General features: G+C 48.1%; 18 protein-coding genes and 2 pseudogenes. 12 read left to right on the top strand and 8 right to left on the bottom strand.

The window, feature by feature from the left end:
• The first annotated feature begins 58 nt into the window (after positions 1 to 58).
• From LN737_RS08280 to LN737_RS08260, 5 genes and pseudogenes are all read left to right on the top strand, one after another.
• On the top strand, positions 59 to 1,840 hold the full coding sequence (locus LN737_RS08280) for a tetratricopeptide repeat protein (protein ID WP_405517861.1): 1,782 nt from the start codon (positions 59 to 61) through the stop codon (positions 1,838 to 1,840).
• Positions 1,841 to 1,905: 65 nt separating this feature from the next.
• A complete protein-coding gene (locus LN737_RS08275) occupies positions 1,906 to 2,781 on the top strand; it encodes a DUF4292 domain-containing protein (RefSeq protein ID WP_405517859.1) in 876 nt (291 codons plus the stop codon).
• A gap of 25 nt (positions 2,782 to 2,806) precedes the next feature.
• The gene (locus LN737_RS08270; RefSeq protein ID WP_405517857.1) at positions 2,807 to 4,249 is read left to right on the top strand and encodes a murein hydrolase activator EnvC; all 1,443 of its coding nucleotides are present in this window, start codon (positions 2,807 to 2,809) and stop codon (positions 4,247 to 4,249) included.
• A gap of 87 nt (positions 4,250 to 4,336) precedes the next feature.
• A pseudogene (gene panB, locus LN737_RS08265) lies at positions 4,337 to 5,154 on the top strand (3-methyl-2-oxobutanoate hydroxymethyltransferase).
• A gap of 98 nt (positions 5,155 to 5,252) precedes the next feature.
• On the top strand, positions 5,253 to 5,984 hold the full coding sequence (locus LN737_RS08260) for an RluA family pseudouridine synthase (RefSeq protein WP_405517856.1): 732 nt from the start codon (positions 5,253 to 5,255) through the stop codon (positions 5,982 to 5,984).
• Between the two features lie 87 nt (positions 5,985 to 6,071).
• Here the strand turns inward: LN737_RS08260 and LN737_RS08255 are convergent, their stop codons facing one another.
• Entirely contained in the window at positions 6,072 to 6,245 is a 174-nt protein-coding gene (locus LN737_RS08255) for a hypothetical protein (RefSeq protein WP_405517854.1), read from the bottom strand.
• A 371-nt stretch (positions 6,246 to 6,616) separates the two neighbouring features.
• On the opposite strand from LN737_RS08255, the gene LN737_RS08250 reads away from it, so the two are divergent.
• Together LN737_RS08250 and LN737_RS08245 are read left to right on the top strand one after the other, a co-directional pair.
• Positions 6,617 to 6,988, top strand: coding sequence for a hypothetical protein (locus LN737_RS08250; protein WP_405517852.1), 372 nt, complete (start codon positions 6,617 to 6,619; stop codon positions 6,986 to 6,988).
• Positions 6,989 to 7,103: 115 nt separating this feature from the next.
• A complete protein-coding gene (locus LN737_RS08245) occupies positions 7,104 to 9,527 on the top strand; it encodes a TonB-dependent receptor (RefSeq protein WP_405517850.1) in 2,424 nt (807 codons plus the stop codon).
• Positions 9,528 to 9,596: 69 nt separating this feature from the next.
• Here LN737_RS08245 and LN737_RS08240 read toward each other — a convergent pair whose 3' ends face one another.
• The 5 genes from LN737_RS08240 to LN737_RS08220 form a co-directional block, all read right to left on the bottom strand.
• Positions 9,597 to 10,814 carry a pyridoxal phosphate-dependent aminotransferase gene (locus tag LN737_RS08240; protein ID WP_405517848.1) on the bottom strand — a complete coding sequence of 406 codons (1,218 nt, stop codon included), beginning with the start codon at positions 10,812 to 10,814 and terminating at the stop codon, positions 9,597 to 9,599.
• 77 nt (positions 10,815 to 10,891) lie between these two features.
• Positions 10,892 to 11,374, bottom strand: a complete 483-nt coding sequence (gene folK / locus LN737_RS08235) for a 2-amino-4-hydroxy-6-hydroxymethyldihydropteridine diphosphokinase (protein WP_405517846.1) — start codon at positions 11,372 to 11,374, stop codon at positions 10,892 to 10,894.
• A gap of 73 nt (positions 11,375 to 11,447) precedes the next feature.
• Positions 11,448 to 12,452, bottom strand: coding sequence for a formylglycine-generating enzyme family protein (locus tag LN737_RS08230; protein WP_405517844.1), 1,005 nt, complete (start codon positions 12,450 to 12,452; stop codon positions 11,448 to 11,450).
• Between the two features lie 41 nt (positions 12,453 to 12,493).
• Positions 12,494 to 12,910, bottom strand: a complete 417-nt coding sequence (locus LN737_RS08225) for a putative toxin-antitoxin system toxin component, PIN family (protein ID WP_405517842.1) — start codon at positions 12,908 to 12,910, stop codon at positions 12,494 to 12,496.
• Positions 12,910 to 13,137, bottom strand: coding sequence for a hypothetical protein (locus LN737_RS08220; protein ID WP_405517840.1), 228 nt, complete (start codon positions 13,135 to 13,137; stop codon positions 12,910 to 12,912). The genes LN737_RS08225 and LN737_RS08220 overlap by 1 nt, the downstream gene beginning before the upstream one ends.
• Positions 13,138 to 13,269: 132 nt before the next feature.
• Here LN737_RS08220 and LN737_RS08215 point away from each other — a divergent pair, with 132 nt between their 5' ends.
• Both LN737_RS08215 and LN737_RS08210 read left to right on the top strand, forming a co-directional pair.
• Positions 13,270 to 15,156 carry an ABC-F family ATP-binding cassette domain-containing protein gene (locus LN737_RS08215; protein WP_405517838.1) on the top strand — a complete coding sequence of 629 codons (1,887 nt, stop codon included), beginning with the start codon at positions 13,270 to 13,272 and terminating at the stop codon, positions 15,154 to 15,156.
• Between the two features lie 88 nt (positions 15,157 to 15,244).
• Positions 15,245 to 15,937 (top strand): DedA family protein, encoded by a 693-nt coding sequence (locus tag LN737_RS08210; RefSeq protein ID WP_405517836.1) that lies wholly within the window; start codon positions 15,245 to 15,247, stop codon positions 15,935 to 15,937.
• Here LN737_RS08210 and LN737_RS08205 read toward each other — a convergent pair.
• Positions 15,891 to 17,249: an NAD-dependent succinate-semialdehyde dehydrogenase gene (locus LN737_RS08205; protein WP_405517834.1), complete on the bottom strand. Its 1,359-nt coding sequence runs from the start codon at positions 17,247 to 17,249 to the stop codon at positions 15,891 to 15,893. The genes LN737_RS08210 and LN737_RS08205 overlap by 47 nt on opposite strands.
• 87 nt (positions 17,250 to 17,336) lie before the next feature.
• Entirely contained in the window at positions 17,337 to 17,822 is a 486-nt protein-coding gene (locus tag LN737_RS08200) for a MarR family winged helix-turn-helix transcriptional regulator (RefSeq protein WP_405517832.1), read from the bottom strand.
• A gap of 188 nt (positions 17,823 to 18,010) precedes the next feature.
• On the opposite strand from LN737_RS08200, the gene LN737_RS08195 reads away from it, so the two are divergent.
• The 3 genes and pseudogenes from LN737_RS08195 to LN737_RS08185 all read left to right on the top strand — a co-directional run bounded on the left by LN737_RS08195 (position 18,011) and on the right by LN737_RS08185 (position 22,151).
• Positions 18,011 to 19,126, top strand: coding sequence for an HlyD family secretion protein (locus LN737_RS08195; protein WP_405517831.1), 1,116 nt, complete (start codon positions 18,011 to 18,013; stop codon positions 19,124 to 19,126).
• A 92-nt stretch (positions 19,127 to 19,218) separates the two neighbouring features.
• Positions 19,219 to 20,798 (top strand): annotated as a pseudogene (locus tag LN737_RS08190) (DHA2 family efflux MFS transporter permease subunit).
• Positions 20,799 to 20,825: 27 nt separating this feature from the next.
• The gene (locus LN737_RS08185; RefSeq protein WP_405517829.1) at positions 20,826 to 22,151 is read left to right on the top strand and encodes a TolC family protein; all 1,326 of its coding nucleotides are present in this window, start codon (positions 20,826 to 20,828) and stop codon (positions 22,149 to 22,151) included.
• Positions 22,152 to 22,218 lie beyond the last annotated feature (67 nt).

Here is a 22,218-nt window from a genome sequence, read left to right as displayed (position 1 = left end):
GCAATAGAACGAGGCAGACCACGTTTTGGTAGGTGAGTTCTTCTTGACACTGACCAGCATGAATACGTTATGTTTATTTTCCTGTAACCGACGCCTGATAGGATGGCTCTTGAGCCTGGGGCTGGTTCTGTGGCTGAGTCTCCTTCCCGCTTCGGCACAGCGTCGACGGGCCCGGGCAGGCGCTGATACGTCGCTGGCAAAATCGGCGTCGACCACTACGGTGCGTATGGAAGCCGAAACCCAGTTTACGGAAGGTATGCGCTATCTGATGACCGATGAACCCACAAAGGCTATCCCGCAGTTTGCGAAAGTACTGCAGAAAGACCCGAATAATTCAGCGGCTCAGTATGCTACAGCCAATGCGCTGCTAAAGACCGGGAAAATTGCCGAAGCCATTCCGTTTGCAACAAAAGCCTATTCATTAGACAATCAGAATAAATTTTACTCGCTCCTGCTGGCCGAACTCTACGTCAAGCAGAAGCGCTATTCCGAGGCTGAAGCTCTTTATGAAAAGTTGCTGAAAAAAGGCCCTGAGAATGCCGAATACGGGGTTGAACTGGCAGCTATCTATCTGTTCAATGAGAAACCCGACAAAGCGCTTGAAGCCTACAACATGGTAGAGCGTGAACTCGGGCTTAATGAAGAAATTACCCGGCAGAAACAGCGGATCTACCTGAAACAGAACAAAATCGACAAAGCCATTGAAGAAGCCGAGAAGCTGGTGGCGTCGGAGCCGGGTGATCCTGACTACCTGCTCGAAGGTGCTGAATTGCTTATTGCTAATGATCGTGTCGATCAGGCGATTACCTGGGTTGATCGGGCGCTTAAATTAAATGCAGATTCGCCACAGGCGCACGTACTGCTGGCCGACATCTACCGCAAGAAAGGCGATATGGATCGGGTCACCAAAGAACTGAATCAGGTTCTGGCCAATCCGAATCTGGAAGCGGGTATGAAAGCGCGAATCCTGTCGAGCTACGTCGGCATGACGGGCGAAAGTCCGGCGGCCCAGAAAGATGCACTAAGCATGGCCCAGAATTTAGCCAAAACATCGCCCAATGACCCTAAAACGCAGGTAATGCTGGCCGATCTGCTAATGCAGCAGGGCAAAAAAACGGAAGCACGCGATGCCTATGCCAAAGCCTCCCGGCTGGATGGCTCGATCTATGAAGTCTGGGGTGCATTGCTTCAGCTGGATGGTGAATTGAACCAGATCGATAGCTTACTGGCCCATTCTGAACAGGCGCTTGAGGTATTCCCAACGCAGGGATTATTCTGGTATTCCAATGGCATAGCGAACCTGTTTAAGCGGAAGTACCAGCAGGCCGTCGATGCGTTGGAAGAAAGCAAAAAGCTGTTGATTTCCAGCTCGAATACTGAGTTAAAAAGAGGGATCGACGCGCAATTGGGTGATGCTTACAACGGTCTTGGCGACTATACCAAATCGGACGAAGCCTATGAAGCGGTTTTGAAAGTCGACCCCATTAATGACCACGTACTGAATAACTATAGTTATTTTCTGTCGTTAAGAAAAGCCAATTTGCCAAGAGCGTTGCAACTGGCACAAAAACTAGTTGAACGCAATCCAACCAATGCGACGTATCTGGATACGTATGCCTGGGTGCTGTATGTGTCAAAAGATTACGCCAAAGCCAAACAATATCTGGAGAAAGCACTGGCCGATCCGGCGAATGTAAGTGGCACCATCATTGAGCACTACGGTGATGTTCTCTATCAGCTTGGCCAAACCGACAAGGCACTTGAGCAATGGAAACAGGCCAAAAATAAAGGTGGAGCAAGTGCTGAGATAGACAAAAAAATAGCCACTGGAAAGATGTAATGAGTGAGTAGTAAACAATGATCAGTTGCTCCCGACTGGCCACTGTTTACTACTCACTAACGCTTATGAATAAATACGTATTACTGACCTTTTTACTGGGCGTACTTGTGAGCACGGGTGGTTGTCGGCGTCATCATATGTCACACGGCACGGGCAAAACTCCATCTGCGTCATCTCCATCTGACTCATCCATTGCTACCCGCCCTGTCCCTTCTCTCCCCGTCGATTCCCTGGCTGCAGCCCGGCCACCGGTACGTCCGGGAATTGAAGAGGCTCGCGCCAATGTAGCTGAAATTGATTTTCGATACCTGACGGCAAAGTCGAAAATTTCGTTCAAAAACCAGCAACAGGATATCGACAATGCCAATGTTACAATCCGTGTTCGTAAAGACAGTCTGATCTGGCTCTCCATTTCAAAACTGGGCATTGAAGCTGTTCGCGCCCTTATCACCCGGGATTCAATTACCATTCAGGATAAGATTCATAAAGAGTACTCGGTGTATGATTTCCCTACGCTGAGCAAACAGTTCAACTTCAACATGAATTTTGGTTTGCTGCAAGCGCTGATTGTTGGCAACCTGCCACTCCCGAAACGGCCCGCCCAAAAAATCAAAAATGAACGGGATTATCTGTTGCTACGGCAAAGCGAAGGGAAAGTGATGGTCGAAAATTACATTGGTGAGCAGGATCGTAAACTCAAGAAATTGATGGTTACCGAGCAACCTACAAAGAATACGTTACGTCTCGATTACGAAGATTTTACGTCACTCAATAATTTCCTCTTTCCCTATACCAGTCTGGTCACACTCGATTACAAGTCGCAATCGGACGGTCAATTCTATCAGACATTGCTACGTATCAAGCATAATAAAGTTGAACTGGTCGATAAAAATCCCGGATTTCCCTTTACGATTCCGGCCAATTACAAGCGTCGGCCCTAAGTCTTATTTGTTGGTTTAAGCCTCTATGCACCCCAAATTCCCTTTTTCCCACCGGTACGTTCATTGGTCCATAATCAGTCTGATAGTAACTGGCTTGCTAGTCATTGTTGAAACGGCCCAAGCGCAGCAAACACAGCAAAGTCGGCAGAATCTGGAAAAAGAAAAGAAGCAGAATCTGGAGAAAATGAACCAGATACGTACCATTCTCCGGCAAACCGCTTCGGAGAAGAAAGCGGGCTTAGGGCAGTTGAAAGCGCTCGATCAACAAATTCAGGCTCAATCGCAGCAGATCGGCCTGCTTAACAAGGATCTACAGTTAACTGAAGTTGAGATTTCCGAACTCCGTCAGACCAGTAATACGCTAACCCGCGATCTGAATAAGCTAAAGGCTGAATACGGTTCCATGATCTATGCGGCCGATAAACGCCGACAGCAGGTTAATCCGCTGGGTTTTTTGTTTGCCGCCGACAACTTCAATCAGCTTGTTGCCCGGTACCGGTACCTGCGTCAGTACTCCGACGCCCGCCAGAGTCAGGTCAGGCAAATGAATAATGTCATGACTATGCTACAGGACAAGCAACAGGCCACCCAACGCAAACGTCAGGATCAAAAGAGCACCATCAGCACAAAGGTTAAAGAGAGTAAAAATCTGGCTGCGCTAAAAAATGCGAAGAATGAAGTCGTTAAAGAATTAAGTCAGAAAGAAACCGAGCTGAGTGCTGAACTCGCTGAGCGTCGCCGGGCGATAAGCCAGCTTGAAGCCATGATTACGCGCATCGTTGCCCGCGAACGGGCCGAACGCGAGGCTCGCGAACGAGCGGAGCGGGAAGCCCGTGCTGAACGTGAGCGCATTGTCCGACGTGAAGCCGAACGTAAAGCGGCCGAACGCAAAAAAGCGGAAGAAGCCATTGCCGCTGCCGAAAAAGCCGGTGAAAAACCAGCCCCCGCCGATGTGGCCACAGTAGAGCGGCCGGCCGAACCCGAGCCAACTCCGCCACCTCCAAAACTAGATGAACGACGTAACAACAGTTTGAATAGCGCAGAGGATGCACTGGCCTCTTCCTTTACCGCTTCACGTGCCCATCTGCCCTGGCCCGTATCAAGAGGGTTTATTTCAGACCATTTCGGCCGACGCCCACACGCCGTACTGAAAGGAATTTTTGTCGAAAATCAGGGGATTGATATTCAAACCAATGCCGGAGAAGCAGTTCGTACCGTATATGACGGAATCGTGCAGGACGTAACCAGCATGCCCGGAATGAATAACGTAGTGGCTATTCAGCACGGTAGTTATTTCACGGTATACGCTAAACTACGCACGGTATCTGTGCGGGCAGGTCAGCGCGTAAAAGCCCGCGACGTAATCGGCACCGTAGCAACGGATAAAAACGGCGTCTCTGAACTTCAATTTCAAATCTGGAAGGAGTTCACCAAACTCAATCCGGAATCCTGGCTAACCCCACGATGAGTTCATCAGTTGGTACGCTCATCAGTCGATAAGTTTAATGTAGCTTTGCAGACTCTTATCGACTGATACATTCACCAACTCACTTCTATGTCCGTTCATAATCCCGATATAAAGCGCGTTACAACGCACACCATTCAGGAGCTAAAAAACAAAGGCGAGAAAATATCAGCTCTGACCGCCTACGATTTTTCAATGGCGCGGGTTGTTGATGCTGCTGGCGTTGAACTGATTCTTGTCGGCGATTCGGCCTCAAACGTAATGGCCGGCCACGAAACTACGCTGCCTATTACGCTCGATCAGATGATTTACCACGCCAGTTCGGTAGTACGGGCCGTTAAGCGGGCGCTGGTTGTGGTCGACCTACCCTTTGGCTCATATCAGGGTAATTCGTCGGAAGCCTTACGATCCGCTATACGCATCATGAAAGAATCGGGAGCCCATGCGGTCAAGATGGAGGGCGGTCTGGAGATTAAAGAGTCCATTGTCCGGATTTTAAGCGCTGGTGTGCCCGTGATGGGGCATCTTGGCCTGACACCCAATCCATTTATAAATTTGGTACGTATGCGGTTCGTGCCAAGGAAGAAGCTGAAGCACAGAAACTGATGGAGGATGCGCATATGCTCGAATCGATTGGTTGCTTCGCTATGGTACTCGAAAAAATACCGGCAGCCCTTACCAAAGCGGTTTCGCAAAGCCTCACCATTCCAACCATCGGGATCGGTGCCGGACCCGATGCTGACGGCCAGATTCTGGTTATCCATGATATGTTAGGAATAAACAACGAGTTCAAACCGCGTTTTCTACGTCGGTATGCCGATTTGCATGCGGTAATGACGGAGGCTATTGTTCACTACGTTGATGACGTAAAAGCCAACGATTTTCCGAACGAGAAAGAAGCGTATTGAGTTAGGGTAATGAATAATGTATAAAGTTCAGCGATAAACGAGGCTCTGAATGAAGCGTTTATACGACATTCTACATTTTTCATTCTACATTTTCCATTATGAAGAAAAAACCATTTCAGGTTATATATGAAGACAATCACCTGCTGATTGTTAACAAAGAACCGGGTATTCTGGTACAGGGTGATCGCACGGGCGACGTTACGCTGCTGGATATACTAAAAGATTACGTTAAAGAGAAGTACAACAAGCCCGGTGAGGTTTTTCTGGGTCTGGTTCATCGACTCGACAGGCCCGTAAGTGGACTGGTCGTTTTTGCCCGCACGTCGAAGGCACTGGAACGAATGAACGAGATTTTCCGGAAGCGGCAGGTGCAGAAAACGTACTGGGCTGTTGTTCGCCAAAAACCACCTAAAAACGCTGATAAGCTGGTTAACTGGCTGATTAAAGACGAGCAGAAAAACCAGGTGTCTGTGTACGATTATGAAGTACCCAATTCACAAAAGGCGGAACTGTCGTACCGTGTACTTGGCCGAATCAACGAACACTATTTGCTGGAAGTCAATCCGATAACAGGTCGCCCACATCAAATTCGGTCTCAATTAGCTCATATAGGCAGTCCGATTCGGGGAGACGTTAAATACGGTTACGACCGGGCTGTATCTGATAAAAAGATTTATTTGCATGCTCGTCGGCTGTACTTCATTCACCCGGTAAAGAAAGAGCCGCTGATCTGCAAGGCTGGCTTACCGAATGATCCGTTCTGGGAAGAGTTTCTGGCGCTCGATGATGAAGATTATAAGGACAAGAATATGGATTTCATTTTCGAGTAATCTCATTCCTGCGAAAACCAAAGAGCCGCATCTTCTTTTAACAGAGATGCGGCTCTTTACGTAAATAATCTATTGATTACCAGATAATCAGGGTAACAGTTGATTTTGTTCGGAAGGCAAAATATCCATCCTCATTTGATCCATTACACGCTCAACCATCTGCACAACACCATACAAAGCGCCGAAGATCACACAAAGTGGCAGAATAATGGGTAGAAAAAACACCCATTGAAAAATCATATACAGCCGAACATTTTTCATTAGCCTCAAGAGATAGGTTTAAAGTTACGTTTATGCTATCGGTGGTACTTATTGAAGTTACATACGAAATGTCAAGTAAACAGCTTTTCTCACAAGATAGACTGTCGCTTAACATTAATTTCTCTTCATATTCAAAATTAAACTTGCCTTAATACAAAAACAAGTTTCCTAGGAAAAATATTTCAATGTAACTAAATTAATATTCTAGTCCTATATGTACATTTTTTGTTACTAGCTATTCATTATGAGTATTCGTCAATAATTATGGCCAGATGCATCTAACCGTATAGCGATTAATTTCGTTAAATGCTGTAATCTAAGTTCTATTTGGTATTTTTGAAAACAAGTCTGTTAACTACTCCATCATCAGCGTGTTCCGCCTGCAAGGCTATCGGTTTGGGATCGCCCGTTTTCTGCTTGGTCTATACGTAGCCGTATTGATCAACGGGGTCGTATTCCGCCATGCGCACCGCCTGTCGGACGGAACAATCATCTGCCACGCGCACCCGTATAAATCATCGCCGGGCACCCAGTTTCCCAATCACGCCCATAGCCGCGATGAATTAATCTGGCTGGATGCATTTGATAACCTACTGTATGCAACTACGGATGCGGTAGTCTGGACAGCCGTTCTGCCTATTATTCTGGCGATCATTGCAGGCACTACGGCTTCCATTCCGTTTTTCTTCCTGTCGACGCATGTTGCGTTTCGGCATCGTGGGCCGCCCGTTCGTTTGGTTTAATTTCTGTTTTCATATCTCACAATCAATCAGTTGACGCTCTTCTCTGGTGCATCAGGCTGATCAGTTTCTGTGGGTGTATTTAACTGATTTATTTCCAAATGCTATCCTACGTTTCATGCATCGACTACTTCTTCTTTTCATACTACTGCCAACTCTGGCAGCAGCGCAGGCAACGTTTGTCGGCACTGTCATTGACAAAACCAACCAGCAACCACTTATTGGCGTAACGGTTTACTTTCCGAATCTTAAAAAAGGCGGCTTAACTGATACACTTGGCCGGTTCCGGATTGCGGATATACCAGCCGGTTCTCATAAAGCTGATGTTCGTTTCCTGAGTTATAAAACGCTCTCACGCACCATCCGATTCGCCACCGGAGAAACAACAACCGATTTCGCTCTGGAACCCGAAGCCGCTCAACTTCAGGAAGTTATTGTGACGGGATTGACTACTGGCTCAACAGTGAAAGACAGTCCTGTACCGATAATGACGTACAATAAGATTCAGTGGCTGCAGAACAGTTCAACCAATCTGGTCGATGCAGTTGGTAAGTTACCGGGCATGTCACAAATTACGACCGGCGTAGGGTTATCGAAGCCTGTTATCCGCGGCCTGGGCTTCAACCGGGTTATTACGGTGCATGATGGGGTTCGGCAGGAAGACAATCAATGGGGCGAAGAACATGCTCTTCAAATTGATGAATATAGCATCGACCGTTATGAGATCATCAAAGGGTCAGGCAGTTTGCTGTATGGCTCCGATGGTCTTGGCGGTGTGATGAGCCTGATTTCTGCCCGTCCGCCCGAAATGGGCGTATTTCGTGGACAGATACTTACCAATTACCAGAGCAACAATGGCATGATTGGCGTGTCGGGGATGGTCGAAGGCACTACGCAAAAAGGCTTGTTTGGCCGGGTACGGATGAGCACGAAAAGCGCGGGCAATTATCGCAATAAATACGATGGGCTTGTATATGGTTCAGCTTATCGTGAGTTCGACGTGAATGGTACAATTGGGATCAATCGCAAATGGGGCTATTCGCAGTTATACGTTTCCAACTGGCATCAGGATATCAATATCGTAACGGGCGAACGCGATCCAACCGGCCGGTTTATGGAACTGGTACGTTTATCCAGCACCTCTGAAGCGCTGGCTCCTGTTTCAGACGCTACGTTACACAGCCGGACAATTGACCTGGCTAATTACCAGAATCTGAATAATTTCAAGACGTCGCTGAATACGTTTGCGAAGGTAGGCGGGGGAAATATATCGGCTATCATCAGCTATACCCAGAATCGACGGCAGGAATTTGCCAGTACGCTAACCCCCGGACAACCAGCCCTTTATTTCTACCTGCAAAATGTCTTTTATGATCTGAAATATTATTTCGGCGGACGTAACGGCTGGGATTTTACAGTAGGTGGCAACGGCCTCTGGCAGTATAATCAGAACAAAGGGCTTCAGGTATTATATCCCGGCTACCGGTCATGGGATAACGGCCTCTTTCTGTTCGCTCAGAAAAAAACCGACCGACTAACGCTCAACGGTGGCGTGCGGATGGATATCCGGCAGATGCATATAAATAAACTGTATGCAGATGCACAGGGCGTATTCAGTGAAGTTCCCATCACAGGCGGACAGGTGCGATTCGCCGGACTAGATAAAACCTATTCAAATCCGACGGCAAGTTTGGGCGCTACCTACGCTTTGAGCAGTCGCTGGACCGTGAAAGTAAACCTGGGCCAAGGGTTCCGGGCTCCTTCAACTCCTGAATTATCGGCCAATGGCGAGCATGCCGGTACGTTCCGCTACGAAATTGGTAGCCCTAACCTAAACTCCGAAACCTCGTTCCAGAGTGATTTGGGAATAGCCTACGAATCGCCCGATGTGTCGGCTACGGCAAGCTTATTCCAGAATCGAATCAACAATTATACGTATTCCGAAAAAGTGCTTGATCGCTTTGGTCGCGACTCTATTGTTGATCCTTCGCGGCCAATTTTAACGTATCGGTATACACAGGGCAATGCCGTTCTGTTTGGCGGTGAAGCCCAGGTAACGATCAATCCGCGTTCGGCCCGCTGGTTCCACCTGACGACTTCATACTCGCTGGTGCGGTCACGGAACCTGTCATCCAATGCGGATTCGACCCGTTACCTTCCCTTTTTGCCACCACCCCGAGTAATTGGTCAGCTAAAAATCACAAAAGCAGAGTTGGGCAATCATTGGCGGAATCTCTATGCCCTGCTGGAAGTGGAACATAACTGGCGGCAAAACGAAGCCCTGCTGGCGTATGGTACCGAAACGGAAACACCCGCCTATACGCTTATCAATCTTGGCGCAGGCAGCGATGTTGTTAATGGGAATGGCAGAGCCTTATTTCAGATTTACCTGACTGTGCAGAACGTATTTGATGTAGCTTACCAAAGCCATCAAAACCGCCTGAAGTATTTCGGCATCAATGAAGTTACCGGTCGACGGGGCGTCTATAATATGGGCCGGAACGTAAGTGTGAAAGTGGTAGTACCGTTTGGAGGGAAGTAAAGGGAAAAGGGAGAAAGGACTAAGGAAAAATAAATTTCTTTAGTCCTTTCTCCCTTTTCCTTTCTCCTTTTATTTCAACGTTGCTACAGCCTCCTTAATTCGCTGAATAGCTTCGGTAAGAGCTTCGTCAGATGCGGCCGTCGAGATACGCAGGCAGTCAGGAGCGCCAAAACCTGAACCGGCTACCGTAGCAACATGAGCCGAATTCAGCAACCACCCAGCGAAATCATCCGAATTTTCGATAGTAGTGGTACCGTCCGATTTACCGTAGTAAAAGCTGATATCTGGGAAAGCGTAGAAAGCACCTTCGGGTACATTTGTCCGAAAATGCGGTACGTCTTTCAACAGTTTTACGACCAGATCCCGGCGACGGTGATACGCTTTTGCCATCTCCATTGATGGTTCCAGCGGACCAGTTAAGGCGGCAACCGTTGCTTTCTGTGCAATTGAATTCGTGCCAGAAGTTACCTGCCCCTGTAACTTTTCAACGCCGTCAGCAATCCATTTGGCGGCACCGATATAGCCAATACGCCAGCCGGTCATGGCAAATCCTTTGGCTACGCCGTTTACAGTGATTACACGCTCAGCTATTTCAGGAATCGAACCGATACTAAAATGGCCTTCAGGTGTGAAGTTGATGTATTCATAGATCTCATCAGCCAGCACATAAATGTTATCATGCCGGGCCACTACGTCAGCGATCGCCCGAAGTTCCGCTTCGGAATAAATCGAACCGGTTGGGTTATTTGGCGACGCATACATGACAATCTTTGTCCGGTCGGTAATGGCAGCTTCAAACTGCTCGGGCGTCACTTTGAAATTATTCTCAAACGAACCATCTACCACAACCGCTTTTCCCTCGGCCAGTTTCACCATTTCAGAGTAGCTAACCCAGTACGGCGAGAAAATGATGACTTCGTCGCCCGGATTGATCAGCACCTGAATGACATTGGCAAGCGAGTGTTTTGCCCCGGTCGAGACAACGATGTTTTCTGGTTTCCAGTCAATATTATTGTCGCGCTTGAATTTATCAGCAATGGCTTTGCGAAGATCAGGATAGCCAGCTACTGGCGAATACCCATGAAAACCGTCGTCGATGGCTTTCTTGGCCGCTTCGCAGATGTGCTGTGGCGTTTTAAAATCTGGCTCTCCGACACTCAGGCTAATCACTTTGTGGCCCTGAGCAGCCAATTCACGGGCTTTTTTGGTCATCGCCAGCGTGGACGATTCCTCCAGCGCGTTGATGCGGTCGGCTAACAAACTCACGGTGTCAAGCGTGGCAGACATAATCGGTGGTGTTTTTATGAAATTGATAACAAACTGACCGCAAAGGTACTACGTTTTCATCGGAGGGCCGATATTGATTAGAAATTAAAAATGAAAACATCACTTTTATCTTCGCATTCACTGAGCAGTTCAAGAGTCGTTTTCTGTAAGACTGGATGCACAAAATCGGGGGCAATCTCGGCCAGCGGTACCAGCGTAAAGCGCCGGAGATGCAGATACGGATGCGGAATGGTGAGCGTATCGGTTGCTATGATCTGATGGTCGTAATACAGAATGTCGATATCGATAAGCCGCGCGCCCCACTTTTCGAGCCGCACACGGCCTAATTCCTGCTCGATACCCTGCGTTTGGAGCAATAGCTTTTCAGGTTCCAAATTGGTACCAATCGCGACTACCTGATTTAGATAAGTCGGTTGATCCGTTACGCCCCAGGGAGCCGTTTCGTAGTAGGCCGAACAACGTATCACTGTGCCAACACGTTCGGCGAGCCGGTCAACGGCTTTTTGCAGTGTCGAAATACGGTCGCCGAGGTTTGCGCCGAGAAGAAGGATGGTTTTCAAAGAGTGAAAGAACGAATGAGCGAAAGAGTGAATGAACGACTACATCAATTTTCGCTCTTTCACTCTTTGGCCATTAATAATCTTTAATCGGTTTGATGTCGTAATACGCTTTAATTTCGTCGGCACCTGGTGTTTTGGCAGGCCGAACAATTCGGAAGCCGACGAACGAAGCCGACGTAAGCCACCAGTCGGACTTAGGACTTTGTGGGTCAAGTACTTTCCAGGCCGGTGCCGACGGCGTCCGCGCTGCCGAACGAAGTACCTCAGGGCCATCGTCCCACGAACCGCCCCGAACCGAATTTGGATAGAGCGTCGTTGTTGGAGCGTAAGGTTCTTTAACTTTTCCGCTGGCAACCTGTTTGTAATAGTCCTCAACGTATTGATCCTTAGTCCACTCCATTACGTTGCCATGCATATCGTATAAGCCGAATGGGTTTGGTTTTTTGCTACCTACTTTCTTGTAGCCTCCATCACTGTTTCCCGTAAACACGGCATAGTCGCCTAATTTTTTTACATCGGCTCCAAACGAATATGGAGTCGTTGTATTGGCGCGGCAGGCGTATTCCCATTCCGCTTCGGTCGGTAACCGATAAAAAATGCCCGTTTTTGCGTAGAGCCATGCACAGAATTTAATGGCGGCATATTGCGTCATATTAATAGCTGGGTGACCCGCCCGCCCCATGCCAAACGACATATCGACATAAGGCGGACTTGGCCGGGTGGTGGCATCCGTTTTCGACAGATTTGCATCGGATTCGGTGTACTTGGTAGCCATCTCCTTCTCCATGTTTGTGAAAGCAAACAGATCGTAGAGGTCCCACGTAATTTCGTACTGGCCCATATAAAAAGGCTCAATCGTTACGTTGTGTTGCGGTCCTTCGTCGGGTTTGTGCCCTTTTTCGGTAGCCGGGCTACCCATCATAAATTTACCACCTGGAATGGCAACCATCGCGTACGTCTGATTGCTGCCCGGAATCACTTGGGTATAAGATTTGAAGTCGGTAGTTGTCTGGGCATAAACCTGAATGCTTATCAGCCCGCTCAACGCTATCGCCAATACTTTTTTAGAAAAAAACATTACAAAGAGAAAGTGATTAGTTAATTGTTTTAGCGGTACATTCATTGAACCTGCACCCTAAGGATTCTTTTAAATTCAGCTAGTCCAACGTGCACTATTTTGGGGAAAGGCACTTTATCCAATTCATTAAAATGGTGATCTTCAGTAATGATATAATCTGCACCGCAGGCTAAAGCACAATCAACAAACTTGTTATCGTCAGTATCTGATTTAATCAGTTGCCATTTATAGTAAGGAGTTACATGAATAGCATTAGGGCGATCAATCAACGCTTTAACAACATTTGCCCCTACTTCCGGTGTAAAGAAGTTGCCAATTATTTCTTCATACTCTTCCAGTATTTCATTTGGTATACCGAGTTGAAAAGTACTGGTCAGCAATGCATCAAATAACCAACGTGTTTCTGCCCGCCGTGGCAAAGACACCAGCAGACAATTTGTATCAATAATAACGATCATTAACTATACGGTGTACGGCGGTTCGTTTTAAGGGCGTCATCCAGATCTTTCTGTGTCATAGCCCGTTCCTCCCATAGTTGATCAATTTCCTCATCAACAAGTCGAGCAAAGTAGTCCGACAGTATTTTTTTTATTTCTATCTGCTGTTCATCTGTTAGCTGCCGATCAAACAGTTTAATCATAAACAGCTGCATATCATTGAGTTTGGTGCTTTGCATCGATTCCATAACTATTACTTATAAGTCAGTTATTTATCAAATTTCACATGCAGTTGTAAATCTACGAACGTTTTCCTTTGTTGTACCTTTGTATTCTTAAACCTCCAGGTTTCTGTACCTCACAGGTTTTTTTATAAGTCTATGAATTATCTCTCAGCCGAAAATTTAACCAAGTCATACGGCGACCGTACATTATTTCAAAACCTGACGTTTGGCCTAAATCGGGGCGATAAAGTCGCTATCGTGGGGGCCAACGGCTCCGGTAAAACCACATTATTATCTATTCTGGCGGGAGCCATGCCACCCGACTCAGGGATTGTCAGTCAGCGTAAAGACATTACGGTCGGTTATCTTGACCAGCAACCTGATCTGAATGATACGCTGACCGTAATGGAAGTTGTGCTGGCAGGCGAAAGTGCGCAACTCGATGCCGTACGTGCTTATGAACATGCCCTTGTAACAGACGATCATGCTGCTCTCGAACGCGCTATGGTCGATATGGAAAAGCTGGAAGCCTGGGATTATGAATCCCAGATCCGGCAAATACTGGGCGAATTAGGGATTCAGGACGTAACGCAGCCCGTTCGTTCATTATCTGGTGGGCAACGCAAACGGGTAGCTCTGGCGCGAGTGCTCATTCAAAATCCCGATCTGCTGATTCTGGACGAGCCGACCAACCACCTTGATCTGGAAGCAATCGAATACCTTGAAAATCATCTGAATACCAATAACGGTACGTTGTTGATGGTATCGCACGACCGATATTTTCTGGATCGGGTATGCAACCAGATCGCCGAACTGGATAATGGGCAGTTGTATACGTACAAAGGCAATTATGCTTATTTTCTGGAAAAGAAGGACGAACGCGAAATGGCGGCCGCTTCTGAACTGGCTAAAGACCGCAACACATTTCGAAGAGAGCTGGAATGGATGCGTCGGCAACCGAAAGCGCGGGGCACCAAAGCCCAGTATCGGATTGATGCGTTTGACGAACTAAAAGAAAAAACGAGCGGCAAACGTAACGACGGCGAGTTGGACCTGAATCTGCGTATGGCTCGACTGGGTAGCAAAATTCTGGAAGTCGAGAATCTGAGCAAACGTTTTGGCGACAAAGTATTGCTTGATCATTTTACCTATACCTTCAAACGGCCAGATCGTGTTGGATTGATTGGAAAGAATGGGATGGGCAAAACAACGCTCATGAACATGCTCACGGGGCAGCTCCGGCCTGATTCAGGAAAGATCACCACCGGCGGTACGGTAAAATTTGGTTACTATACACAGACGGAGCTTGATCTACCCGAAAATCAGCGCGTAATCGACGTAGTGCAGGACGTAGCGGAAGTGATGAAATTGGCCAATGGCGATACCGTAACGGCAACCCAACTCCTGAGCCGTTTTCTGTTCAATCGGCAGAAACAGTACGATTTCGTCTCGAAATTGAGCGGGGGCGAAAAAAGACGGCTGCAACTGCTGCTGGTGTTGGTTCAGAATCCGAACTTCCTGATTCTGGATGAGCCAACCAACGACCTCGACATTACGACGCTGAACGTACTGGAAGACTTTTTGCTCAATTTCTCAGGCTGTGTGCTGATCGTGACGCACGACCGCTACTTCATGGATCGGCTCGTTGAACACGTTTTTGTGATGGAAGGTCAGGGCAAGGTTCGGGATTTTCCGGGCAATTATACCGATTATCGGGAATGGCGCGACGCGCAGCCGAAAACGGCTTCACAAAATGATAAACCAGCGGCAGCGGCTCCAAAGAACCAAAGTCCGGCTCCCGTAGTTTCTTCGGCAGCGAGCAACGGTTCGAAGAAAAAACTGTCGTTCAAGGAAATTCGGGAGTACGAAACGCTCGAAAAAGAAATCGAGTCGCTGGAACAACGTAAAGCTGATGTGGTCAAACTGCTGAATGCCGGTGGTCACCATGAAGAATTAATTGCCTGGGCAAGAGAAATTGAGCAGATTGACCAACATATCGCCGAAAAATCAGACCGTTGGCTTGAACTGGCGGAATATATTTAATTTTGAATGATTGACTAATTGAACGATTGGATAAACGAGAGTGCAGGGTATTCAATCATTCAATCATTCAGCTATTCAATCATTACACATGGATCAGATCGTTGAATTTTTCAGACACTTACTTGACTCTGAGGATATTATCCGGACAGGCGGGTTGGTCTTGATTACCCTCATCGTCTTTGTAGAAAACGGCTTTTTCTTTGGCTTCTTTCTGCCAGGCGATTATCTGTTGTTTTTGTCGGGCGTTTTTGCCGGCACAAAATTGCTTAGTGTTTCGCTCTGGCTCTTGCTGATGTGTATTTTTGCGGCTGCCGTACTGGGAGCGCTAACCAGTTATATAACGGGTTATTACTTTGGTGCTAAAATCAAAAACCGACCGGACTCCCTGTTTTTCAAGCAGAAGTACATTGACAATACCCGCGATGCGTTTATGCGGTATGGCAACAGCGCCCTGATTGTGGCCCGGTTTCTGCCCGTTGTTCGCACGTTTTCTCCACTGCTGGCCGGGCTTATTCACATGCCGTTTCAGTATTTTATGCTGTACAATATTGTTGGAGGAGCGATTTGGGTCATTACGCTGGTTGGCAGTGGTTTTTATTTCGGCGACCGGTTTCCAGGCATTGTCGACTATGTTCAATACATTATCATCTTCTTCCTGGCGGTGACCACATTCACCGTTGTCAAAGGATATTTAAACTCCCGGAAAGAAAAAAAACTGAAAACGTATAAAGACACTACGTCTTCTCGACCCAGACCGTCTTTACGTTCACAAACTCCTTGATACCGACTTCCGACAGTTCCCGCCCGAAGCCAGAGGTTTTGATACCACCAAACGGTACGTGCGGGTCAGAGCGCATCAACCCGTTCACAAATACCGAACCGGCCTGAATCTGGCGAGCTAACCGGTCAGCTTTTTCTAAATCCCGCGTCCACAGCGCCGATCCCAGACCAAACTCTGACTGATTGGCAAGTCGAATGGCATCCGCTTCGTCTTTGGCCTCAATCAGAACGGCGAGCGGACCAAAGGTTTCTTCATCGAAAGCGGCCATACCCGGCTTCACTTTATCTAACAAAATAGGCGCTACGTTGCAGCCCGATCGAAGGCCGCCCGAAAGAAGTTTAGCCCCTTTTGCCATGGATTCGCGGTATTGACGCTCAATATCGTCAGCCAGATTGAGCCTGGCCATTGGTCCCATTGTGGTAGCGTCGTCCATCGGATCGCCCTGTTTTATCTGTCCGATATGATGGAGTACACGGTCGGTAAATTCCTTTTTGACTGATTTTTCGATAATAAACCGTTTGGCAGCGATACAGCTTTGACCCGCATTTTGCATCCGGGATTTTACGGCCACCTGAGCAGCTTTATCAAGGTCGGCATCGGCTAGTATTATTAGTGCATCAGAACCCCCTAATTCTAGCACTGACTTTTTGATCTGACTACCGGCTATCGACGCGACAGATGCTCCCGCGTGACCGCTGCCTGTGAGCGTAACGGCTTTGACCCGTTTGTCTTTCAGAATTCCTTCCACGGCCGACGAATCGACCAGCAAGCTCTGAAAAGCCCCTTCCGGCAAACCGCTTTCCCGAAATATTTCTTCGATAGCCAAAGCGCAGCCAAATACATTCGACGCGTGTTTGAGCAGGCCAACATTGCCCGCTATCAAACTCGGAATAGCAAACCGCATGACCTGCCAGAACGGAAAATTCCAGGGCATGATGGCCAGCACCGGCCCTAACGGCTGATACGTAATAAAACTGGATTTTGCTTCCGTATCGATGGGTTGATCGGCCAGAAAGGATTCGGCATGGTCGGCATAGTAAGTACAGGTAGCCGCACATTTTTCCACTTCAGCCACAGCTTCTTTCAGGGTTTTACCCATCTCGGCTGTCATCAGTTCACCGTAGCGTTGCTTGTTGTCTGTCAGATACTGACTCACATTACGGAGATAACCGATACGTTCAGAAATCGACAAAGCCGACCAGTCGGCAAAAGCCCGGTCGGCTTGTTTAAGCTTACGTTCAATCACTGACTGACTATCGGGCCGATAGGTTTTCAGTTTTTTCTGGCTATAAGGATTTATGGACGCGAACATAAACGATGTATAACTTATAATTCAGCAGCTGACTGTAGCTTTTTATCCGCAATGGCCTGCCTCTTATATCATACTTTATCGACCTGATTATTGTTCGCCTTTCTCCAGTTCGGTCACCAGTTTCGACATTGTATCAATGACCTGCTCCATGCGTTCGTGCCCCACAATCTCATCAAACTTGCTACGTGCTTCCTGCATGCATCCTTCCAGCTTGACGAATAATTCCTTGCCCCGAGCATTCAGAAAAATGATGCTGGAACGCGAATCGTTCGGATTCTTCTTTGTATAAATGTAGCCTTCGTCCTCCAGTAGCCCGACAATTTTACTCATCATCTGCTTGGTTACGCAGGCTTTTTTTGCCAGTTCATTATTAGTTGTACCGTGTTCGTCAATATTTGATAAGAACATCAGGTAACTCATCTTAAAATCGGTGTACCCAAGGGCGTGCAGGCGCGGTTCAATAAAATTACTAGTGAACCGCTTAAGCCGCCAGAATAGCCGCCCTACCGACCGCTCCCTAATCAGCCGGAATTGGTCAAAATCAAAGGAATTTTTATCTGTTTCCACTATCATAAAGGCAAAATAAGAAACTCCAAAACAATTACCAGTAAAATATTGTACAAATATAGTCAACTTGCTTGACTTTATAGTCAACCTGGTTTACTTTTGTCGCACAATACACAAATAACAGGGCCATATAGTTGATTTACAACCTATAACGTTCATCACCAGCATCGGCTCCTGATTGATCTGAATTCACAATGGCAACGACAACAACCTCAGACGTAGCAATTACTGAAGAAACAAGTACCATCCGTACCTATCTTCCTCGCATTATTATTGGCCTGGTTATTCTGGTAGGAGGCTATTTTGGTTACCAGGCTTATCACCACGCTCAACTATATGAGTCGACCGACAACGCACAAATTGAAGGCAATGCAGCGCCGGTACTGGCTCGCGTAGCCGGCTACGTAACGTCCGTTAACGTAGAGGATTATGCCAATGTTAAACAAGGCCAGCCACTCATAACCATCGACCCTCAGGAATACGACGTAGCACTGGCGCAGGCCGAAGCCGATTACCAGCAGTCGCTGGCCGACCTGGCCACCGCCCGCGCCGATCTCCAGAATGCAGAAGCGAACGCCCGTAACGTAGTCCAGAATGCGCGTGTGGCTCAGTCGAACGCACAGGTGCAGGCAGCTCGCCGGGATAAAGCGCAACAGGATTTGCAGCGCGATCAGAATCTCTACAAAGAGCAATCGCTGACTCGCAAACAACTGGAAGACTCCCAGAATAATGTAGAAGTACAAAGCCGCCAATACACGGCTAACGTTGAACAAATCAATCTGGCAAAAACGTCGGAGAGCGTTGCTCAGGCGGGCATTGCTAAAGCCAGAGCCAATATTCAAAAAATCGAGGCCCTGATCAAAGTGAAGCAGGCCGCCATCGACAATGCCAAACTAAAAGTAGGCTACGCGCACATTACCGCTCCTATTGCGGGTAAAATTGGCCGTAAAAATGTTGTGCCGGGTCAATACGTACAACCGGGTCAAACATTATTTACGATTGTTGCGGATTCAACATTCTGGGTAGTGGCCAACTTCAAGGAAACCCAACTGGAGAAAATGCAGGTCGGTCAGCCTGTCGAAATAAAACTGGATGCTTACCCGGATCTGGAAATTAAAGGCCGCGTAGCATCGCTTTCGGAGGCTACGGGTGCTCGTTTTGCGCTACTTCCTGCCGACAATGCATCGGGTAACTTCGTGAAAATCACCCAGCGTGTGCCGGTGAAGATTGAGATTCTTCATCCCGAAAATTATAAAAATCAACTGCGCGCAGGTCTAAGTGTTGACGCTGACGTTCGGGTAGCAAATTAAATGGAGGAAAGGAGAAGGGAGAAAGCAGCAAGGAAGTCCCAACTGCTTAAACATCTTTCCTACCTTCTCCTTCCTCCCTTTTCCCTCTTATCATGGCACAACAAAGCGGATTTGGCCGCTGGATCGTTGTTATCACAGCGGTATCAGCCGCCATTATGGAACTGATTGATACGTCAATCGTCAATGTCGGGCTGAATGACATTGCCGGTAATCTCGGCGCAACAATCGAAGATGTGGCCTGGGTCGTTACGTCGTATGCCATTGCAAACGTCATTGTTATCCCGATGACGAGCTTTTTGCAACGGTATTTTGGCCGCAAAAACTACTACATCGGCTCCATCATTTTATTTACACTGGCTTCCTACGGCTGCGGATTCGCCAGCGATTTATGGACACTGGTCTTTTTCCGGTTCCTGCAGGGCGTCGGCGGGGAGCGTTGCTCTCTACGTCGCAGGGGTTGATGTACGATGCTTTTCCGCCATCACAACGGGCCGTTGCTTCGGCGCTGTTTGGTATGGGTATTGTGCTCGGCCCGACGCTTGGCCCCACGTTGGGTGGCTATATCATCGATAATTATCACTGGAGCTGGATGTTTTACATCAATGTACCCATTGGCATTATTGCGGTGATACTCAGCGTAACCTTCATCGAAAAGAAAGAAGACGAGGTCGATATCAATCGAAAAGCGATCCATATCGATCAGTTGGGCATTCTCTTTCTGGCTCTTGGCATTGGCGCGCTGCAATACGTACTGGAACGGGGCGAAGCCGACGACTGGTTCGACGACAATGCAATTCGCTGGCTCACGGCAATAGCTGCTTTTACCCTTCCGGCTTTTGTGTGGTGGGAACTGCGAGGCACCAAAGAACCTGTGGTTGACTTGCGGGTCCTGAAAAATCGAAACCTGCTGATCGGCTCAATCCTGGTTGTTGTGGTTGGGTATGGGCTCTTTACGTCGGTCTTACTGTATCCTTTGTTTGCCCAACGAATCGTTGGCCTGACCGCTACGCAGACGGGTAAACTTCTGATTCCCGGCGGATTGGTTACGTTGCCCATGTTTGCCATAACGGGTCGAATGCTGGCCAAAGGCGTGTCACCCAGATTGATCGTAGCGCTGGGGTACGTTGCTTTTTCGAGCTTCTGCTTCCTGATGTCTACCTATAACATGGATGCATCGAATGGTGATTTTATTCAGGCGCTTATCATTCGGGGTATCGGGTTGGCATTCGTAAACGTACCACTCATTAACCAATCAGTTTCGACGCTGGAACCTCGCCAACTGCCAACAGGCATTGCCATTGTAAACATGATGCGGCAGATCGGGGGCGCTTTCGGTGTGGCCATTACCAATACTTACGTAACGCAGCGTACCGCCGTTCATCGGGGCGATTTAGTAACGAACCTGCAACCCGGCAGTCCGGCACTGACCGAACGGCTAAACGCGATGACGCAGGGATTGGTAGCCAAAGGTGTCAATGCGCTGGATGCCGTATCGGGCGCTTATAGAAATCTGGATCTGATCATTACAAAGCAGGCATTGATGATTTCGTATCTGGATACGTTCAGACTGGCAGGGCTGTTTTTTGTGCTCTCTTTCCCGCTGTTATTCCTATTAAAAAGTAAAAAGATGGACGCGGCTGCCGCCAAGGCCGTTGCCGATGCCGCACACTAATCCGGGTCACGGTAAACTTCTCCAACCATGAATCTTAACACGATTATATTAATTGCTTCATCTGTAACGGGGCTGGCGCAGGCACAGAATCAACCCGCGCAACTACCCGACGAGTTACGGACTTTAATTCAGCAGGCAAACACAAATTACCCCGTTCTGAAACAACAACAGCAGCAACTTCAGGCGGGCGAAGTTCGGGTCGATATTGCCCGAACGGCCATGCGGCCCAACGTAGCGGTGAATGGCTCGTACGCCTACATTACTCCGGTTCCGAGCGTTACGTTTCCGATAAATGGTCAGGATGCGGTTCTGAAACTGGCCCCGAACAACAGCCTCAATGCGAACGTATCGGTTGGTCAAACCATTTATGATTTCGGTCGGACCGATGCTGCCGTTCGGCAGGCTGCCGATAACGTACAGATTTTACGGCGCACCTACGAACTGACCCAACAAACGCTCGGGTATCAGGTAGCAGCGGCTTACTACGGGGTTGGCTTTATCCAGCAGGCCATTGCCGTACAGGATTCAGTCATTAAAACGGCCGGCGCCAATGTCAAACTGCTGGCTACCCGACTCCAAAATGGGGATGCACTACAATACGATGTGCTGTCGCAGGAAGTCCGGGTGAAGGTCGCGATTAACCGGAAAATCGAGCTACAGAATCAGTTAGATCGTCAACTGGCTGCATTGACCTATCTGACTGGAAGTACACAACCACCAATTAGTCAGGCTGCTCAACAATTTCAGCTAGGTTCCCAATCGATGCCGGTTCAACTGTTCGATGTGGATGGTCAATTTCAATCGGCGGCCACAGGAAACAAAGATATTCAGCTGGCACAAGACCGGGTAAAAGCGGCCGAAACAGAGATTCTAGTCAACCAGCGTGCCGGTCAGCCCAGCATTGGCTTTAGCGGCTCAGCGGGCTACAAAAATGGCTATCCGCTGGACGTTGAGAAATTGCGGGCCAACATGGTCGCTGGTGTCAACATTGTAGCTCCCATTTATTCGGGCAGACGTTACAAGCTGCAAAATCAGGCTGCCCAGCTAAATCTGAATGCCAGTCGGTATGCGGTTGAGAACGCCAATGCCCAATTGCGTCAGAGCATTGCCCAGCTCAATGCCGATATACGTAGCAACCAGACCCGACTGGCCAATCTGGACACGCAGGTGCTGCAGGCACGGAAAGCGCTCGACATTGCCAACGCCCGCCTGCGAAATGGGGTCATTACCAATGTGGAATTACAAAGTGCCGAAACGGGCGTAGAAGAAGCTGAATTAGGCCGTTTAAATTTCCAGTATCAGCTGTTGCTGAATCAGTTGGAGCTGAAGCGGCTGCTGGGTGAATCGTTGTAGCAGGATTTAAAGAATGTTAAAATTTCTGCAACGTATATACTAAACTACCCCAAAGGACTTTTATAAA

The organism is Spirosoma sp. KNUC1025 (assembly GCF_045160025.1).
In the GTDB taxonomy this organism is placed as follows: Bacteria; Bacteroidota; Bacteroidia; order Cytophagales; family Spirosomataceae; genus Spirosoma.
The sequence above is the reverse complement of the archived record's forward strand: the minus strand, read 5'-3'. Positions and strand labels throughout refer to the sequence as shown.

Excerpts from the sequence above, each read along its gene's own strand:
- LN737_RS08280 (WP_405517861.1), top strand. The coding sequence starts at position 59 with ATGAATACGTTATGTTTATTTTCCTGTAACCGACGCCTGATAGGATGG.
- LN737_RS08245 (WP_405517850.1), top strand. The coding sequence starts at position 7,104 with ATGCATCGACTACTTCTTCTTTTCATACTACTGCCAACTCTGGCAGCA.
- LN737_RS08260 (WP_405517856.1), top strand. The coding sequence starts at position 5,253 with ATGAAGAAAAAACCATTTCAGGTTATATATGAAGACAATCACCTGCTG.
- LN737_RS08270 (WP_405517857.1), top strand. The coding sequence starts at position 2,807 with ATGCACCCCAAATTCCCTTTTTCCCACCGGTACGTTCATTGGTCCATA.
- LN737_RS08185 (WP_405517829.1), top strand. The coding sequence starts at position 20,826 with ATGAATCTTAACACGATTATATTAATTGCTTCATCTGTAACGGGGCTG.
- LN737_RS08240 (WP_405517848.1), bottom strand. The coding sequence starts at position 10,814 with ATGTCTGCCACGCTTGACACCGTGAGTTTGTTAGCCGACCGCATCAAC.
- LN737_RS08195 (WP_405517831.1), top strand. The coding sequence starts at position 18,011 with ATGGCAACGACAACAACCTCAGACGTAGCAATTACTGAAGAAACAAGT.
- LN737_RS08215 (WP_405517838.1), top strand. The coding sequence starts at position 13,270 with ATGAATTATCTCTCAGCCGAAAATTTAACCAAGTCATACGGCGACCGT.
- LN737_RS08205 (WP_405517834.1), bottom strand. The coding sequence starts at position 17,249 with ATGTTCGCGTCCATAAATCCTTATAGCCAGAAAAAACTGAAAACCTAT.
- LN737_RS08230 (WP_405517844.1), bottom strand. The coding sequence starts at position 12,452 with ATGTTTTTTTCTAAAAAAGTATTGGCGATAGCGTTGAGCGGGCTGATA.
- LN737_RS08210 (WP_405517836.1), top strand. The coding sequence starts at position 15,245 with ATGGATCAGATCGTTGAATTTTTCAGACACTTACTTGACTCTGAGGAT.
- LN737_RS08255 (WP_405517854.1), bottom strand. The coding sequence starts at position 6,245 with ATGAAAAATGTTCGGCTGTATATGATTTTTCAATGGGTGTTTTTTCTA.
- LN737_RS08225 (WP_405517842.1), bottom strand. The coding sequence starts at position 12,910 with ATGATCGTTATTATTGATACAAATTGTCTGCTGGTGTCTTTGCCACGG.
- LN737_RS08200 (WP_405517832.1), bottom strand. The coding sequence starts at position 17,822 with ATGATAGTGGAAACAGATAAAAATTCCTTTGATTTTGACCAATTCCGG.
- LN737_RS08220 (WP_405517840.1), bottom strand. The coding sequence starts at position 13,137 with ATGGAATCGATGCAAAGCACCAAACTCAATGATATGCAGCTGTTTATG.
- LN737_RS08275 (WP_405517859.1), top strand. The coding sequence starts at position 1,906 with ATGAATAAATACGTATTACTGACCTTTTTACTGGGCGTACTTGTGAGC.